Source organism: Marinobacter nanhaiticus D15-8W (assembly GCF_036511935.1).
Classification (GTDB): domain Bacteria; phylum Pseudomonadota; class Gammaproteobacteria; order Pseudomonadales; family Oleiphilaceae; genus Marinobacter_A; species Marinobacter_A nanhaiticus.
In genome coordinates this window covers 2,896,505-2,913,670 of sequence record NZ_AP028878.1, presented here as the reverse complement: position 1 = coordinate 2,913,670, position 17,166 = coordinate 2,896,505, and the positions used below count along the sequence as shown (strand labels likewise).

The 17,166-nt window shown below is 58.6% G+C and carries 14 protein-coding genes; 13 read left to right on the top strand and 1 reads right to left on the bottom strand.

What is annotated here, in order from left to right:
- Window positions 1–4 precede the first annotated feature (4 nt).
- The 4 genes from RE428_RS13000 (at window position 5) to RE428_RS12985 (ending at window position 4,383) form a co-directional block, all read left to right on the top strand.
- Window positions 5–1,090 carry a patatin-like phospholipase family protein gene (locus RE428_RS13000; RefSeq protein ID WP_004582452.1) on the top strand — a complete coding sequence of 362 codons (1,086 nt, stop codon included), beginning with the start codon at window positions 5–7 and terminating at the stop codon, window positions 1,088–1,090.
- A 98-nt stretch (window positions 1,091–1,188) separates the two neighbouring features.
- Window positions 1,189–2,082 (top strand): 50S ribosomal protein L3 N(5)-glutamine methyltransferase, encoded by an 894-nt coding sequence (prmB, locus tag RE428_RS12995; protein ID WP_004582451.1) that lies wholly within the window; start codon window positions 1,189–1,191, stop codon window positions 2,080–2,082.
- 25 nt (window positions 2,083–2,107) lie between these two features.
- The gene (gene aroC, locus RE428_RS12990) at window positions 2,108–3,214 is read left to right on the top strand and encodes a chorismate synthase (RefSeq protein ID WP_004582450.1); all 1,107 of its coding nucleotides are present in this window, start codon (window positions 2,108–2,110) and stop codon (window positions 3,212–3,214) included.
- Window positions 3,211–4,383 (top strand): MFS transporter, encoded by a 1,173-nt coding sequence (locus RE428_RS12985; RefSeq protein WP_227500297.1) that lies wholly within the window; start codon window positions 3,211–3,213, stop codon window positions 4,381–4,383. Before aroC ends, RE428_RS12985 begins: the two co-directional genes overlap by 4 nt.
- Before the next feature lie 8 nt (window positions 4,384–4,391).
- Here RE428_RS12985 and RE428_RS12980 read toward each other — a convergent pair whose 3' ends face one another.
- Window positions 4,392–5,258 carry a LysR family transcriptional regulator gene (locus tag RE428_RS12980; protein ID WP_004582448.1) on the bottom strand — a complete coding sequence of 289 codons (867 nt, stop codon included), beginning with the start codon at window positions 5,256–5,258 and terminating at the stop codon, window positions 4,392–4,394.
- A gap of 199 nt (window positions 5,259–5,457) precedes the next feature.
- Here RE428_RS12980 and leuC point away from each other — a divergent pair, with 199 nt between their 5' ends.
- From leuC to trpA, 9 genes are all read left to right on the top strand, one after another.
- A complete protein-coding gene (leuC, locus tag RE428_RS12975) occupies window positions 5,458–6,876 on the top strand; it encodes a 3-isopropylmalate dehydratase large subunit (protein WP_004582447.1) in 1,419 nt (472 codons plus the stop codon).
- Between the two features lie 11 nt (window positions 6,877–6,887).
- On the top strand, window positions 6,888–7,538 hold the full coding sequence (gene leuD, locus RE428_RS12970; RefSeq protein WP_004582446.1) for a 3-isopropylmalate dehydratase small subunit: 651 nt from the start codon (window positions 6,888–6,890) through the stop codon (window positions 7,536–7,538).
- Between the two features lie 37 nt (window positions 7,539–7,575).
- Complete coding sequence (gene leuB / locus RE428_RS12965; RefSeq protein WP_004582445.1) at window positions 7,576–8,649, top strand: 3-isopropylmalate dehydrogenase; 1,074 nt, start codon at window positions 7,576–7,578, stop codon at window positions 8,647–8,649.
- A gap of 136 nt (window positions 8,650–8,785) precedes the next feature.
- Window positions 8,786–9,901, top strand: coding sequence for an aspartate-semialdehyde dehydrogenase (asd, locus tag RE428_RS12960; RefSeq protein ID WP_004582444.1), 1,116 nt, complete (start codon window positions 8,786–8,788; stop codon window positions 9,899–9,901).
- A gap of 368 nt (window positions 9,902–10,269) precedes the next feature.
- Window positions 10,270–13,446 (top strand): FimV/HubP family polar landmark protein, encoded by a 3,177-nt coding sequence (locus RE428_RS12955; RefSeq protein WP_004582443.1) that lies wholly within the window; start codon window positions 10,270–10,272, stop codon window positions 13,444–13,446.
- A gap of 110 nt (window positions 13,447–13,556) precedes the next feature.
- Entirely contained in the window at window positions 13,557–14,465 is a 909-nt protein-coding gene (gene truA / locus RE428_RS12950; RefSeq protein ID WP_004582442.1) for a tRNA pseudouridine(38-40) synthase TruA, read from the top strand.
- 34 nt (window positions 14,466–14,499) lie between these two features.
- Window positions 14,500–15,120: a phosphoribosylanthranilate isomerase gene (locus RE428_RS12945; RefSeq protein ID WP_004582441.1), complete on the top strand. Its 621-nt coding sequence runs from the start codon at window positions 14,500–14,502 to the stop codon at window positions 15,118–15,120.
- A 1-nt stretch (window position 15,121) separates the two neighbouring features.
- Window positions 15,122–16,330: a tryptophan synthase subunit beta gene (gene trpB / locus RE428_RS12940; RefSeq protein ID WP_205624668.1), complete on the top strand. Its 1,209-nt coding sequence runs from the start codon at window positions 15,122–15,124 to the stop codon at window positions 16,328–16,330.
- 17 nt (window positions 16,331–16,347) lie between these two features.
- Window positions 16,348–17,160, top strand: coding sequence for a tryptophan synthase subunit alpha (gene trpA, locus RE428_RS12935; protein ID WP_004582439.1), 813 nt, complete (start codon window positions 16,348–16,350; stop codon window positions 17,158–17,160).
- Window positions 17,161–17,166 lie beyond the last annotated feature (6 nt).

Sequence of the window (17,166 nt, the reverse complement as noted above, 5' to 3'; positions counted from 1 at the left end):
CGCCATGCCTGAATCTGCGCATAAGCCGCCCGTCCCAAAGACCGAAGAGCCCAAACGCAAGCGTACCTGCGCACTGGTATTGGGCAGTGGAGGCGCGCGTGGCTACGCCCATATGGGGGCTATCGAGGTCCTGGAAGAACGCGGCTACGAGATTGTCGCCATTGCCGGCTGCTCCATGGGCGCGCTGATCGGTGGCGTCTATTCGGCCGGCCGGATGCAGGACTACAAGGATTGGGTAACAGGGCTCAAGCAGTTCGACGTTATCAAGTTACTGGATCTCTCGCTGTCGCCGGCAGGGGCCATACGCGGCGAAAAAGTCTTCTCCGTAGTGCGGGAGATGATTGGCGACATCCAGATCGAGGATCTGCCGATGTCCTACACCGCGGTGGCGACGGATCTTCTCGCCCACAAGGAGATCTGGTTCCAGGAGGGGCCGCTACATCAGGCCATCAGGGCATCCATTGCCATTCCAGGCTTGGTGACACCGGTGGTTTTCAACGGTCGTGTGCTGGTGGATGGTGCGCTGCTCAACCCCTTGCCGATCATTCCCACCATTGCAGCCCATGCGGACTATATTTTTGCGGTCAACCTGTCGGGTGAAGATCGCAGTACCTACCGTCTGCCAAAGGACATCTACCTCAATCAACACCTCGACCAGGACGACTGGCTCGATCGTATGCGCATGACCGCCTCGCGCTGGTTCGATTGGGACGTATTGCGCTCGTTCGGTGGGCGGGGAACCCCCGACCCGGTCGGCGGCGACGAGCCTGAGATAGAACTCGAACCAACAGAAGTCGAGGACGAAGCGCAGGCACTGGGTGACGGCACAGAGACCATCGCCTGGGACCGCCTGGGTATCGGCAAATTCGACATCATGAACATGACGATCGAGACCATGCAGAGCGCCCTGATCCAGTACAAGATCGCCGGTTACCCGCCGGATATGCTCGTCAACGTACCCAAGGATGCCTGCCGAACCTACGATTATCACAAGGCGCCTGAGATGATCCTGCTGGGGCGCGAGCGCATGGGGAAAGCCCTCGATCGGTTCGAGAACGAGGAGAACAGCTCCGGCCCGCTGGCTCCATGAGGAACCCTTAATCGCCCGTCAACCTACCTATGGACCACAAAGCCGCCCAAACCTGCGTATAATGCAGGCCTCGAAATCCACCGACGGAATGAGTACTGGTGTCTCCACAGCCTGCTGAAGAACTGCTGACGATCCGCGATCTCCTGCGTTATGCCACGACGCGTTTCGCGGCTTCCGAAATCTATTACGGTCACGGCACAGACAACCCCTGGGACGAGGCGGTCCAGCTGGTAATGCGTAGCCTGTCTTTGCCGCTGGAAAACAACACGATTTTCCTGGATGCGCGGCTGACGTTTGATGAGCGCAAACTTATCCTGGGTAGGATCGAGCGGCGCGTAGAGGACCGCATCCCGGTGGCGTACCTGGTTAGTGAAGCCTGGTTCATGGGGCTGCCATTCAAGGTGGACTCCCGCGTGCTCGTGCCACGGTCGCCGATCGGTGAGTTGATCCAGGCTGAATTCCAGCCCTGGCTGGGCGACGGGCCTGTGGACCGGATACTCGACCTGTGTACCGGAAGCGGTTGTATCGGCATTGCAGCAGCAACGGTATTCGACGAAGCGGAAGTGGATCTGGCCGATATTTCCGAGGACGCACTCGATGTAGCACGGGAAAACATCGAAATGCACGGTTTGGGACATCGCGTTCGAACAGTGCAATCGGATGTACTCGACGGCATCGAGGGGCGGTATGATCTGATTCTCAGCAATCCGCCGTACGTCGATGCCGAGGACCTGGCTGACATGCCGGAGGAGTACCACCACGAGCCGGAATTGGGCCTGGCAGCCGGGGTGGATGGGCTGGAGATCGCTTATCGCATTCTGGCCCAGGCAAAAGATCATCTTACAGAACAGGGTCTATTGGTGGTCGAGGTCGGTAATAGCTGGGTAGCCCTGCAGGAAGCACGACCGGATATTCCGTTCACCTGGATCGAGTTCGAGCACGGCGGCGATGGTGTGTTCCTCTTACGCCGCAATGATCTCGAAAGTATTTGAAGAAACGCATATAAGAAGCTGAATTATGTCTGGAAATAGCTTTGGAAAGCTTTTTACGGTAACCACCTTCGGTGAAAGTCACGGCCAGGCCCTCGGGGCTATCGTCGACGGCTGTCCCCCAGGGCTGCCGCTCACGGAAGCCGACCTGCAGCGGGATCTTGACCTGCGTAAACCGGGGACCTCGCGTCATACCACCCAGCGCCGTGAGCCGGACGAGGTGCGTATCCTGTCCGGCGTTTTCGAAGGCAAGACTACCGGTACGCCTATCGGTCTGCTGATCGAGAACACCGACCAGCGCTCCAAGGATTATTCCAAGATCAAGGACCAGTTCCGTCCTGCTCACGCCGACTACACCTATATGCATAAGTACGGCGTGCGCGATTACCGAGGCGGCGGCCGTTCCTCCGCACGGGAAACCGCCATGCGCGTGGCGGCGGGCGCGATTGCCCGCAAGTACCTCGAGCACCGGCTGGGCATCCGTATTCGCGGTTATCTGAGTCAACTCGGGCCGATCACGATCGACCCTGTTGACTGGGAGCAGGTCCATCAGAATGCCTTCTTCTGTCCCGACGCCAGCCGTCTCCAGGAGCTGGAGGACTACATGGATGCGCTGCGGAAGGAGGGCAACTCCGTCGGTGCGCGGATCAATGTCGTGGCCGATCATGTGCCGCCCGGTCTGGGCGAACCGATCTTCGACCGGCTGGATGCGGATCTGGCTCATGCCCTGATGAGCATCAATGCGGTGAAGGGTGTGGAAATCGGTGCCGGCTTCGGCTGCGTCACCCAGAAGGGCACCGAGCACCGGGATGAGCTGACGCCGGAGGGTTTCTTGTCGAATAACGCCGGCGGCGTGTTGGGAGGCATTTCTTCCGGGCAGCCGATCCTGGCCAGCATCGCGCTAAAGCCGACCTCCAGCCTGCGCTTGCCGGGGCGTAGCATCGATGTCAACGGTGAACCGGTCGAAGTCGTCACCACCGGGCGACACGATCCCTGCGTCGGCATCCGTGCAACGCCGATTGCTGAAGCGATGATGGCGCTGGTGCTGATGGATCATTACCTGCGACATCGGGCGCAGAACGGCGACGTCAGTATCGACACTCCGGATATCGAAAAGGGCCGTCATAACAGCTGAGCAGCGGCGACAGGGAGGCGGCTATCTACTGGCGACTGTCCAATCTCTATTTCTGGTTCTTTGCGCTACTGGGGGCGCTGCTGCCTTACTGGTCGCTGTACCTGGAGGACCGGGGATTCAGTTACCTGCAGATAGCAACGCTCATGGCGACGATCCAATTGACCAAGATCGTCGCGCCCAATCTCTGGGGCTGGCTGGGTGATCGAACCGGGCAACGGGTCAGGCTGGTCCGGATAGGCTCGGTCACCGGCGCGCTTCTCTTTACCGGCGTTTTCCTTGAGCCCGGTTTCTACGGCCTGATGCTGGTCATGTTGGCATTCACGTTCTTCTGGAATGCCGTCCTTCCCCTCTACGAAGTGATTACGCTGCAGGGCCTGGGGCGCGACCGTGCTCGTTACGGCCGGGTGAGGCTCTGGGGCAGCGTGGGTTTTATCGCTTCAGTGGCATTGATCGGCCTAATCCTGGAATACGTCGACCTGCGCTGGCTGCCAGCCCTTCTTATGCCGCTATTCGTGGGCATCGTGGTGGCGGCTTTCTGCGTGCCGTCGAGCCAGGGGCAAATCCGGCCTCACGATGGCAAGGGCAACCTCAAAGGTATCCTGTTGCAGTCGACAGTCATGGCCTTCTTTGCGATGAACATCCTGTTGCAGGTTTCCCACGGCGCCTACTACACGTTCTTCAGCATTCACCTGGAAGACCTGGGGTACGACAAGTTTTCCGTCGGTCTGTTGTGGTCGCTAGGCGTAGCCGCGGAGATCGTGCTGTTTATGGTCATGCACCGGGTCTTCGATCGTTTCCCTGTCCGAACCATTGCGATCGCGGCGCTGGCCCTGACCTTGCTGCGCTGGATCCTGATCGCTGAATACTCGGCAAACGTACCCGTCCTGATACTCGCCCAATGTTGCCACGCGGCCTCATACGGCGCGTTGCATGCGGTGTCGGTGAACTACATCCATAGTTACTTTGGTTTCCAGCACCACGGCCAGGGGCAGGCACTCTATAGCGGCCTGACCTTTGGCGCCGGCGGTGCAGTTGGCGCCTGGCTGTCGGGGGTGCTGGTAGAGTGGCGGGGCACTGGAGCCGCCTTCTGGGGCAGCGCCGGCGCTATTGCGGTGGCTTTGGTTATTGCAGCAATCTGGCTGCGTTCACCGCCGAAGGTGGAGCATTGAATCATCATTCAGTTCAGCTCGCGCGCGATCTCCAGCAATGCCTCGGCGGCCGGGCTCAGACCCCGCCCCAGGAGGCCGATAGCCCCCAGCATGCGTGAGATCTCGTGCCCGACGGGCAGGACGTGGAGTGACTGATCCACCATGCTTTTCGGTAGCACACTCCAGCCTAAACCCACGCTTGTCATCATCTTTATCGTTTCCAGGTAATTCGTGGGCATCTGCGGATGCAGGGTAAGCTTCTCTGCCAGGAAGAGGCGGCTGACTACACGAAAGGTGGCGGTGCCGGTCTCCGGTAGCAGCGCGCTGTAGCTGGCCAGATCAGTCAGCTCGGGACTCGGGGTTTGTGCCAGCGGGTGGGTCCGGCCCGCGACGAACACCATGGGATCGTTCCATTGCGCCTTGATGTCGAACTGCCTGTCCATGGCGTCGTCGAGGGTAACGAACGCCAGCTCGCAGGTACGGCGTTTGAGCTGGTCGAACGCGCTCTCCGAATCCATGAACTGCAGTTCTAGCGAGACATCGGGAAAGTCCCGGTTAAAGCGTCTAAGCCAGGCCGGCAGGTGATGCAGGCCAATATGGTGGCTGGCGATAACCGAAAGTCGCCCACCAATCTTCCCGGATGCAGCCGCGAGATCCAGCCGGGCATTGTGCAGTTCATCGAGAATGCGACGAGCGTAGGGCAATAGCCTGCGGCCGGCTTCGGTCAATGCCAGGCTGCGCTGGCCGCGTTCGATGAGTGGAGAGCCCAATTGGTTCTCCAACGACGCGAGGCGTTTGGAAACCGCGGGCTGGGTCAGATGAAGGGCTTCTGCCGCCTCTGAAAACGACTGGTAATCGACGACGGCGATGAACGCGGCGAGCGCTTGGGTGTCCATTGTTAAATCTCAATCATTGACCTAAAGCGTGGAAACGGCATCGGCATTCCATAATGGAATGCAATCTATAAAAAACATGAATTGAGGTTATCACGCGCCGGGCGTTACCATAAAGCCATCGATAAAAACCTGATGAGAACCGCTGCCCGTGACCGACTGATCGACAGTTAGCGTTCGCGGCAGCGATAGTGGAGGCCCCATGGCTGGCAAGACCTTATACGACAAATTGTGGGACGACCATTTGGTGAAACAGCGGGACGACGGTTCCGCCTTGATCTACATCGATCGTCACCTGTTGCACGAAGTCACTTCGCCCCAGGCTTTTGAGGGCCTGCGCCTGGCGGGACGTCGTCCGTGGCGGCTGGATGCCAACCTGGCAACGCCGGACCACAACGTGCCCACGACCGACCGGGCACGTGGCATCGATGGCATCGTCGATCCCGTCTCGCGTATCCAGGTGGAGACCCTGGACAAGAACTGCGACGAGTTCGGCATCCTCGAATTCAAGATCAAGGACCAGCGCCAGGGCATCGTCCATGTAATCGGTCCTGAGCAGGGCGCGACTCTGCCGGGCATGACCATCGTCTGTGGCGACAGCCATACCTCGACCCACGGTGCCTTCGGTACGTTGGCTCACGGTATCGGTACGTCAGAGGTCGAGCACGTGCTGGCAACCCAGACTCTGGTCCAGCAGAAAATGAAGAACATGCTGGTCAAGGTGAACGGCAAACTGGGACCCTATGTTACCGGCAAGGATGTTGTCCTGGCCGTTATTGGCCGCATCGGCACGGCTGGCGGTACCGGCTATGCCATCGAGTTTGGCGGCGAAGTCATCCGCGATCTTTCGATGGAAGCGCGCATGACCATCTGCAACATGTCCATCGAAGCCGGTGCTCGGGTCGGCATGGTGGCGGTCGATGACACCACCATCAATTATGTGAAGGGCCGCCCGTTCGCACCAAAAGGCGAGATGTGGGACCTGGCTGTCGAGTCCTGGAAGAACCTGCACAGTGATGCGGACGCCAAATTCGACAAGGTCGTCGAGTTGGAAGCCTCTGAGATCCAGCCGCAGGTCACCTGGGGAACGTCGCCGGAGATGGTTGTCGGTGTTGACGGCCAGGTGCCGGATCCGGAGCGTGAGGACGATCCCATCAAGCGCGAAGGTATCGTCCGCGCGCTTAAATATATGGGTTTGGCGCCGAATACCCCGATCCGTGATATCAAACTGGACCGTGTGTTTATCGGCTCGTGCACTAATTCCCGAATCGAAGATTTGCGCGAGGCAGCGGCTGTGGTCAAGGGACGCAAGGTCTCTCCGATGCTGAAACAGGCCATGGTGGTTCCGGGCTCCGGCGTAGTAAAGGCCCAGGCCGAGCAGGAAGGCCTGGACAAGATATTCCTCGAGGCAGGTCTGGAATGGCGTGACCCTGGGTGTTCGATGTGTCTGGCCATGAATGCCGACAAGCTGGGCCAGGGCGAGCATTGTGCGTCCACCTCCAACCGGAACTTCGAAGGCCGGCAAGGCTTTGGCGGGCGGACCCATCTTGTCAGCCCGGCCATGGCCGCGGCGGCCGCCATTGCCGGTCATTTCACCGACGTCCGCGAATTCGTCCAGTAAGGAGCCCAACCATGCGTGCATTTACCCAACACAAAGGCGTCGTGGCCCCAATGGATCGCTCCAACGTGGACACGGATATGATCATTCCCAAGCAGTTCCTCAAGTCGATCAAGCGATCCGGCTTCGGACCGAACCTGTTCGATGAACTGCGCTATCTGGATGAAGGCAAGCCGGATCAGGACTGCTCGCAGCGTCCGCTCAATCCGGATTTCTTCCTCAACCAGCCTCGCTATAAGAGCGCGAGTATCCTGTTGGCTCGCCGAAACTTCGGCTGCGGTTCGAGTCGCGAGCATGCCCCTTGGGCGCTGGATGACTACGGATTCCGAGTGATCATCGCGCCTAGCTTTGCCGATATTTTCTACAATAATTGCTTTAAGAACGGGCTGTTACCCATTGTTCTTGAAGAGGAAGTTGTTGACCGTCTTTTCGGTGAAGTGGAACGTGAAGAAGGGTATCGGATTGAAGTGGATCTGGATGCCCAGGTGGTGAAAACGCCGGCTGGAGAGGAATTTACCTTCGAAGTCGATCCATTCCGCAAGCACTGCCTGCTCAACGGACTCGACGATATCGGTGTTACCCTCGAGGACGGCGATGCGATCAAGGAGTATGAGGCTGCACGTCGCAAGAGCGCGCCCTGGCTGTTTGATTCGTTCAATGGATAAAGGCCTTTCAATTCATAAGAAGATCTAAGGAAGCAACATGAGTCAGTCCGTACTGTTACTGCCGGGCGATGGCATTGGGCCGGAAATTGTCGCCGAAGCCGAGCGCGTACTGCATAAGGTCAACGAGCGCTTCGATCTCGGTCTGCAATTCGCCACCGCTGATGTCGGCGGCGCGGCAATAGATGCTGCCGGAGAGCCTTTGCCGTCGAAAACCCTGGACCAGGCGCAGAAATCCGATGCGATTTTGCTTGGCGCCGTAGGTGGTCCGAAATGGGATGGCCTGGAAATGGCGTTGCGTCCGGAGAAAGGTCTGCTGGGTTTGCGCTCTAACCTTGAGCTCTTTGCCAACCTGCGTCCGGCCATTCTCTATCCGCAGCTGGCGTCAGCGTCATCATTGAAGCCGGAAGTGGTTTCCGGGCTGGACATCCTGATCGTCCGCGAGCTGACCGGTGGTATTTATTTCGGCCAGCCGCGCGGCGTGCGTGAGCTTGAGGGTGGCGAGCGTCAGGGCTACAACACTTACGTCTACAGCGAATCGGAGATTCGGCGTATCGGTCGTGTGGCCTTCGAGGCGGCCCAGCAGCGTAACGGCAAACTGTGCTCGGTGGACAAGGCCAACGTGTTGGAAGTCACCGTGCTCTGGCGCGAGATCATGAACGACCTGGCCAAGGATTATCCCGAGGTCGAACTCTCGCATATGTATGTCGACAACGCTGCCATGCAACTGGTCAAAGCGCCCAAGCAGTTCGACGTAATTGTGACCGGCAACATGTTTGGTGATATTCTTTCGGACGAAGCAGCAATGCTTACCGGATCCATCGGTATGTTGCCCTCGGCATCCCTGAACGCGGAAAAACAGGGGATGTACGAGCCCTGTCATGGATCCGCTCCGGACATTGCCGGCCAGGGTATTGCCAATCCCCTGGCCACGATCCTGTCTGCAGCGATGATGCTTCGCTACAGCCTCCAGGCGGAAGAAGCCGCCCAGGCCATTGAAGCCGCAGTCAGTGCGGTGTTGGATCAAGGCCTGCGCACTGCAGACATCATGTCTGAAGGGGCAACCCGCGTAGGTACCCGTGAGATGGGTGATGCGGTTTTGGCTGCCCTCTAGGGAGTTCCTGGATACTTCCGAATCGGACATCGAGACCTGACGATGACAGGATGCCGTCATCGCAGGATCATTCATCCGGTCCCGTCCCGGCGAAAGGGGATTGGGGCCGGCACAAAACGAGGTTCAAGAGTCGCACATGAAGCGAGTTGGACTTATTGGTTGGCGCGGCATGGTGGGATCCGTCCTCATGCAGCGTATGCAGGAAGAAAACGACTTCGCGGACATCGATCCGGTCTTTTTCTCCACATCCCAGGCAGGCCAGGCGGCGCCCGACGTAGGCAAATCCGGCGTACCGGCCCTGAAGGATGCATTCGACCTGGACGCGCTCCGGGAAATGGACGTTATCGTCACCTGCCAGGGTGGTGATTACACCAACAAGGTGTTTGGTCCGCTGCGTGGAAGTGGCTGGGAAGGCTACTGGATCGATGCGGCCTCTGCGCTGCGAATGGCTGACCACTCTGTGATCGTGCTCGACCCGGTCAACCGCAAGGTTATCGACGATGCGCTTGATCGTGGCGTCAAGGATTATATCGGTGGTAACTGCACCGTGAGTCTGATGATGCTGGCGCTCGGTGGCCTGCTCGAGAAAGACCTGATCGAGTGGGTCAGCCCAATGACTTATCAGGCCGCATCTGGTGCAGGCGCGCAGAATATGCGTGAGCTGCTCGAGCAGATGGGTGGGCTTCGCGGCAGCGTAGCCGAACTGTTGGATAATCCGGGCTCCGCTATTCTCGAGATCGATCGCAAGGTGACCGAAACCATGCGTGACGGCAGCTTCCCGGTGGAGCATTTCGGTGTGCCACTGGCGGGCAGCCTGATCCCGTACATCGATAAGCAGATGGATAACGGGCAGAGCAAGGAAGAGTGGAAAGCCCAGAGCGAGACCAACAAGATCCTGGGTCGCAGCGACAATCCGATCCCCATCGACGGGATCTGTGTCCGTATCGGCGCCATGCGAAGTCATAGCCAGGCGCTAACCATCAAGCTGCGCAAGGATCTACCGGTCGATGAGATCGAGTCGTTGCTGGCTGAGGCCAACGATTGGGTCAAGGTCATTCCCAATGACCGCGACGCCAGCATCCAGGAATTGTCTCCAGCCAGGGTTACGGGTACGTTGAGTGTGCCCATCGGGCGAATCCGCAAGCTGGCGATGGGGCCGGAGTATATCTCCGCGTTTACCGTGGGAGACCAGTTGCTATGGGGCGCCGCGGAGCCGCTGCGTCGCATGCTGCGTATCCTGCAGGAGAAATGACCCTTTAACCGGACCTGGAAATGCCAACGGTGTCCGGTTTTAAAGGCTTGTGTCAGGGGCGAAAGCTGGATTAGGCTTTCGCCCCTGTTGTTTTCAGGCAGGATGTATCGCCTAAAACGTCGTATTTTTGAAAGTTTGTGACGGTATTTCGTCAGCAGATACAGGGTCTTCCCAACATTTGTTTAACAACAATTACAAACAATATCTCTGATTGATTGATAAAGCGGGCTTTATCAACAATACTTTCGCAACATTAAAATCAGATTTGCCAATAAGAATAAATATCGAAAGACGGAAGTCATCCAACCTCGTCCGAGTCTGAAGTAAAGACGGCAGTAACGAATAACGGAGACTGGTAAGGAAAAAGCATGAAGGTACGCAAACTTGCGGTTGCGCTGGCTCTGGTGGGAGGGCTCGGCTCAAGCGTCGCGAACGCGCTCGGGCTCGGCGAAGTTGAACTTCAGTCCTATCTCAACGAACCCCTCGATGCAGATATTGCACTACGCAACACCGGCGGGGTAAGTCCTAACGAGGTTTATGTCAATTTGGCGCCACCGGCGGTTTTCGAGCGGGTTGGCATCAGTCGTGACTTTTTCCTTACCAATCTTCAGTTCGAGGTAACCACCGCGCCCAATGGCCAACTCGTGATCAACGTCACGACGCGTCAGCCGGTACGCGAGCCTTACCTGAACTTCCTGCTGGAAGTGACGTGGCCCAGCGGCAAACTCCTGCGCGAGTACTCGATGCTGCTCGACCCGCCGGTATATGCCGCCGAACGCGACGATGCAGCTCCGGTCCAGGCGCCGTCGACGTCGCGCTCCCAGACCGCTGCTCCCGCCACGCAGCGGACCCAGTCCGCGGAAGGCGGAACTTCGTCACGCTCGACTGCACAGGCAGGGGCGAGCCAGGTTGGCGGTACCTTCGGTCCAACCGGACCATCGGATACCCTTTGGGGTATAGCATTGCAGGTTCGTCCTGACGAGAGCTATACACCGCAGCAAGTGATGCTGGCGCTGCAGGACCTGAATCCCAACGCCTTCATGGATAACAACATCAACCGCCTCAAGCGCGGCCAAGTGTTGCGAGTTCCGACTGAAGAGCAGATCGCTTCCCGCACACCGAATCAGGCCAGCCAGGAAGTGACCGTCCAGAACCGCGCGCTCCAGACGCCGACGCCGGCAGTGGATGCGACGGGCCAGCAGCCGACGGTCGTCCAGCAAGGTGAGCAGGCGCCGCAGGACGAGCTGCGTCTGGTTGCAGGCAACGACTCCACCAGCCCGGAAGACGGCGCATCTTCGGGCGGTGCTGACGGTGTCGAAGGCGGTGCAGAGGGCAGTACGGCAGTTGTCATGGAGCAGTTGGACAAGACTCGCCGAGAGAACGAAGAACTGAACTCCCGTGTCGAAGATCTGCAAGCCCAGCTGGCGACCATGCAGCGCCTGGTCGAGCTTAAAAACTCCCAGCTAGCTGAACTCCAGGCTGAAGCCGGCCAAGCGGCAGAGCAGGGTGAGGGCGCGGATCAGCCATTACCCGGCAACGAGAGCGACCCTTCAGCGGTCGGCGGCGCCGCTACCGGTAATGACGCCGCAGCAGACGAAGCAGCTACAGATGGCTCTGCTGGAATGGAAGGCGCCGCCGCTCCGGAAGCAGGTCAGGGTGAGCAATCCGACACTGGCGAGGTGGCGCCTGCTGAGGAGTTTGGTGTAGACGCTGTAGAAGACGGTTCGGAGACCGGATCCAACGCAGTCACCGGTCTTGAAGAATCAGGCCAGACCCCGGTCGACGGCGAATCTACGCCTGAGACAGCAGGTCAGGCCGCCCCCAACGAGCAGGAGCAGAACGAGCCAGCAATGGCGCAACAGGCTCCGGCGCAGCAATCGGTGGAGGCAGAGCCAGCGCAACAGACGGAGCCCGTCCAGCCGACAGTGGACAGAGGTTTTTTTGGCAATCTGCTCGAAGAGCTCAAGAATAATCGGCTGTACCAGCTCGTTGCGGGTGGTATCGGTATTCTCGTGCTGTTGTTGCTTGGTTTGCTTGCCCGTCGCAACGCCAATCGTGAGAAAGAGTTCTACGACCAGCTCAACGCCGAATCAGACTATGGTGATGACACGATCGATCTGGGCGGTGAAGGCGATGAGCACGGCGACGAAGACAAGGACGCTTTGGCGGAAGCGGATGCTTATATTGCCTATGGTCGTCACGATCAGGCTGCGGAAACCCTGGAATCAGCGATTTCCCGAGAGCCGAGCCGTACCGACCTGCGCCTGAAGCTATTGGCCGTCTACGCTGACAGTCAGGACCGCGGCGCATTCGAAAAGCAATACGATGAACTTGAAGCGCTCGACGATGAAGCAGCCATGGTTGAAGCCCAGGTGTTGCGCGAGCGTTTGGAAGAAGCTGAATCCATGCCCAGTATCGACGATCTGGAGTCACAGCTTCGCTCCACGTCGTCGGCAGAAACCGGATCTTTCGATCAGACCTTTGCGAACCTCGATGCGGAGTCCGCCGATAAGGAAGACGAAGATTTTTTCGGCCAGTCCAGCGAGTCCGCCAAGACTGAGGAAGCCGCCGATGATTTCGGTCTGGATGACCTTGAGCTCGATGAAGAGCCGCTGGAACAGGAAGATCTGGGTGGCACCAAAGAAAAGGACGCAGATGCACCGATCGAATACGACATCTCTGACCTGAACCTGGATGAAGAGAGCATCGAATCCAGGGACAGCGCTGATCAGCCGGAGACCCAGATTGAAGATCTGGAGTCTGCCACGGAGTCGGAAGAGCTGGATATCAGTTTCGATTATGAAGAAAAGCCCGAAGCGGACGCTGAGCCCTCCGAGCTGAGCGAAGATGATTTCGGTTCCCTTGAGTTGGACGACGCCTTCCTGGAAGACGAAACCGGCAGGAGTGAGTCCGCGCCCGCGGAAGATCGCGCAACCAGCGACGATGAACTGCCGCCGCTGGAAGAGGACCCTGAACTGGCCACCGACGATGCGGGTGTCCTGGACGAATCCTTCCTGGATGACCTGGATGCGGAGCTTGAGAAAGTGGCCAGCGAGACGGAAGACGAAAACGAGCCCTCGGAGTCGGAAACCGACACGCTCGACGAGCTTGAGTTGGACGTCTCTGACGAGGATCTTGCATTGATGGAAGAGGTTTCCGATACCTCGTCCAAAAAAGCGGATTCCGATGATGAGATTCCTGAGCTCGACGAGGAGCTTGGGCTGGAAGATCCGCTTCAGTCCGCTGACGACGAGGATATTCCGACGGCGGAGGAATCAGTCGAAGCGCAGGAGGCCAGCGAAGTGGAGAAACCCAAGGAGAAGCGCCCGTCTGTCGCAGAATTTGATGAAACGGCACTGGATGACGAAGACGACTTCGATTTCCTCTCCGGCACCGACGAGGCGGCGACCAAGCTTGACCTTGCCAGAGCCTACATCGAGATGGGCGACGCTGATGGTGCGCGCGACATCCTGGAAGAAGTCGCTATCGAAGGTAGCGATGACCAGAAGTCGGAAGCGCAAGGGTTGCTTAAAAACCTCGCTTGATCCGCTATAATACTGGGCCCTTTGAAGTTACGGGCCTCCTTCTCAACGCCGGGGGTGTCAGCACTCCCGGCGTTTTCGTTTAAAGTCTTTACTGAGCGGATCGACCGACTTTGCTATCTAACCTGCCGCCGACGTTTAACGAATTCAATCAGGATGTGCTGATTGGCGAGGGCCGTATAGCCCTGTTGTTCGAGTATGATGGGGCCGACTTCCATGGTTGGCAGATGCAGAAAACCGGTGTTCGGTCGGTACAGGGAGAGCTTCAGAAGGCGGTCGCCAAGGTGGCCGACCACGAAGTGGATCTTGTCTGTGCCGGCAGAACCGATGCCGGTGTCCATGCATCGTCGCAGATTGTCCACTTCCATGCGTCGGTCAAGCGCAGTTTTCGATCCTGGGTCATGGGAATCAACACGGCGCTGCCGTTCGATATCGGAGTTCGCTGGGTAGGCCAGGTGCATGACGACTTCCACGCCCGCTTTTCCGCTGTCAGTCGTCGCTACCGGTATGTGATCTTCAATCACCCCGTGCGGCCCGGCATACTCAGGAATCAGGTCGCCTGGACATTCCGGCCACTCGACGCCGATCGAATGCATCGCGCGGCGCAGGCGTTGGTTGGGGAGCATGATTTCACGTCATTCCGTGCTGCAGGCTGTCAGTCGAAAACACCTAACCGCAACGTCCACTTTGTTAGTGTCAGCCGTCACCGGGATTTCGTGGTGATCGATATCCAGGCCAACGCTTTCCTGCATCACATGGTGCGCAATATTGCCGGAGCCCTGATGGCGGTCGGGAACGGCAAACAGCCGGAGAGCTGGATTCATGAGATACTGAAAGAGCGGGATCGTCGTCGGGCAGACATTACAGCTCCGCCCCAGGGCCTTTACCTGGTGAACGTGACCTATCCCGAAGGTTCGGGAATACCGGAAGAAGCGCCAGGGCCGGAATTCATGCAGCCCTGGTTTACGCCGGATCAGCAGGCGCTGGTCCGGGGCCCGGTCTTCAGGAAAGCGAAGGATTAGCAGCTATGAAAGCCCGAATTCCGGGAATGTGCTCATGAGAACCCGAGTAAAGATCTGCGGTATCACGCGTCTCGAGGACGCTCTTCAAGCCGTCGAGGCTGGGGCGGACGCAATCGGGTTTGTGTTCTATCCCCCAAGCCCACGTGCGGTTGATATCGAAACCGCAGCGGGGATCGTTCGTTCGTTGCCACCCTTCGTAGAGACGGTCGGTTTGTTCGTTAACCCGGATCCTGAATTGGTCCGTACGGTAATAGAGAAAGTCGGTGTCAGCCTGCTCCAGTTCCACGGCGATGAGCCGCAAACCTTTTGCGACCAGTTCGCCCATCGTTGGATCAAGGCGGTCCGCGTGCGGGATATGGATGACGTTCCCGCTGCATTTCGGGAGTATCCACGCGCGGCCGGCCTGTTGGTCGATGCTTACGATCCTCGGAAATATGGGGGAACCGGACAAATCTTCGACTGGTCGCTGATCCCCAAAGAGCGCCCCCGGCCACTCATATTGGCCGGTGGTCTCAACTCTGCTAACGTAGCCTCCGCCTTAGCGGCCGTCAGGCCCTGGGCCGTGGATGTGAGTGGTGGCGTAGAACTCGACAAGGGAATCAAGGACGCGTCCCGCATCATCGAATTTATCAAAGAGGTGAACCGTGTCGGTTAAGCTGACTGAAGAAATGCTCCGTTCATTACCCGACAGTCGTGGCCATTTTGGTGCCTACGGCGGACGCTTTGTGTCGGAAACCCTTATGGATTCGCTGATGCACCTGGAAAAACAGTACTTCCAGTTGCGGGACGATCCGGAATTCCAGGCGCAGTTCGATAAGGAGCTGGCCGATTACGTCGGGCGCCCAAGCCCCCTTTATTTCGCAGAGCGCCTGACCCGCGAAACCGGCGGAGCCCAGATCTGGCTTAAGCGCGAAGACCTCAACCACACGGGCGCCCATAAGGTGAATAACACCATTGGTCAGGCTTTGCTGGCCAGTTTCCTGGGCAAGAAGCGTGTTATCGCCGAGACTGGTGCGGGCCAGCATGGGGTGGCTACGGCAACCGTCTGCGCGCGCTTGGGGCTTGAGTGTCATGTGTTCATGGGTGCCGAAGATGTTCAGCGCCAGTCGCTTAACGTCTACCGGATGAAACTGTTGGGCGCCGAAGTGCACCCGGTGGAAAGCGGGACGCGTACCCTCAAGGATGCGATGAACGACGCCATGCGCGACTGGGTGACTAATGTAGACGATACGTTCTACATTATTGGCACGGTTGCCGGCCCGCACCCTTATCCGTTACTCGTGCGCGATTTCCAGGCCGTTATCGGCCGCGAGACCCGCGCCCAATGCCTCGATAAGACCGGCAGGCTTCCGGATGCGCTGGTGGCTTGCGTTGGCGGTGGCTCCAACGCCATCGGTATGTTCTATCCATTCCTGACTGACGAGTCGGTTGAGATGTATGGGGTAGAGGCGGGTGGTCTGGGCCTGGACAGCGGTCAGCATGCCGCCCCGCTATCGGCGGGTCGTCCCGGTGTACTCCATGGTAACCGGACCTATCTGATGGAAGACGAGAACGGCCAGATTTCTGGCACCCATTCAGTCAGTGCCGGCCTCGATTACCCGGGTGTAGGGCCCGAGCACAGCTGGCTCAAGGATATCGGCCGCGCCAAGTATGTTGCCGTGACCGATGACGAGGCGCTGGCTGGTTTCCGTCGGCTGACGCGTGTCGAGGGCATTATGCCGGCTCTGGAGTCTGCACACGCGGTGGCCTATGCCACCAAGCTTGCCGCGACCATGGATAAGGACAAGATCGTCGTGATTAACGTGTCTGGCCGCGGCGACAAGGATATTCATACCATCGCCAAGCTTGATGGCATTGAGGTTTAACGGGGTCGGGACATCGCATGAGCCGTATTGAGACTGTACTGAAACGATTGAAAGGGCAGGGACGCAAGGCGCTGATCCCGTACATCACCGCAGGCGATCCGCATCCGGATGTCACTGTTGACCTGATGCATACCCTGGTGGACGCCGGGGCGGACATCATCGAGCTGGGCGTTCCCTTCTCCGATCCCATGGCGGACGGCCCGGTCATTGCGCTGGCCTGTGAGCGTTCCCTGAAGCACGGTACCTCCCTGCGACAGGTGCTGAAGATGGTCGAAGCCTTCCGCGCCTCCGACAGCGAAACACCGGTAGTGCTGATGGGCTACCTCAATCCCGTCGAAGCCATGGGTTATACGGCATTTGCCGATGCGGCCAAGGCTGCCGGTGTCGATGGTGTGTTGACCGTTGACCTGCCGCCAGAAGAGGCCGAAGACGTGGCGCCCCTGTTCTCCGAGCGCGGACTGGACGCCATTTTCCTGTTGGCACCGACGACAACCGAAGAACGGATTCGAGCAATCAGTGGCCACAGTTCCGGCTATGTCTACTATGTTTCATTCAAGGGTGTGACTGGGGCAGCCCGTATCGATGTCGACGATGTGGCCGAGAAGGTAAGCCGCATTCATTCGCTGACTGCATTGCCGGTCGGTGTGGGGTTCGGTATCCGGGACGCGGAAACTGCCGCTGCTGTAGGTCGGGTATCCGATGGTGTAATTGTGGGCAGCGTCCTGGTCGATACAATTGCCAAAAATCAGGAGGATATCGAAGCGCTGAAGACCGCGCTCGCCAACCTCCTGCGGCCGATGCGCGAAGCCCTGGACGAACTGGCCTCCTGACGCCTG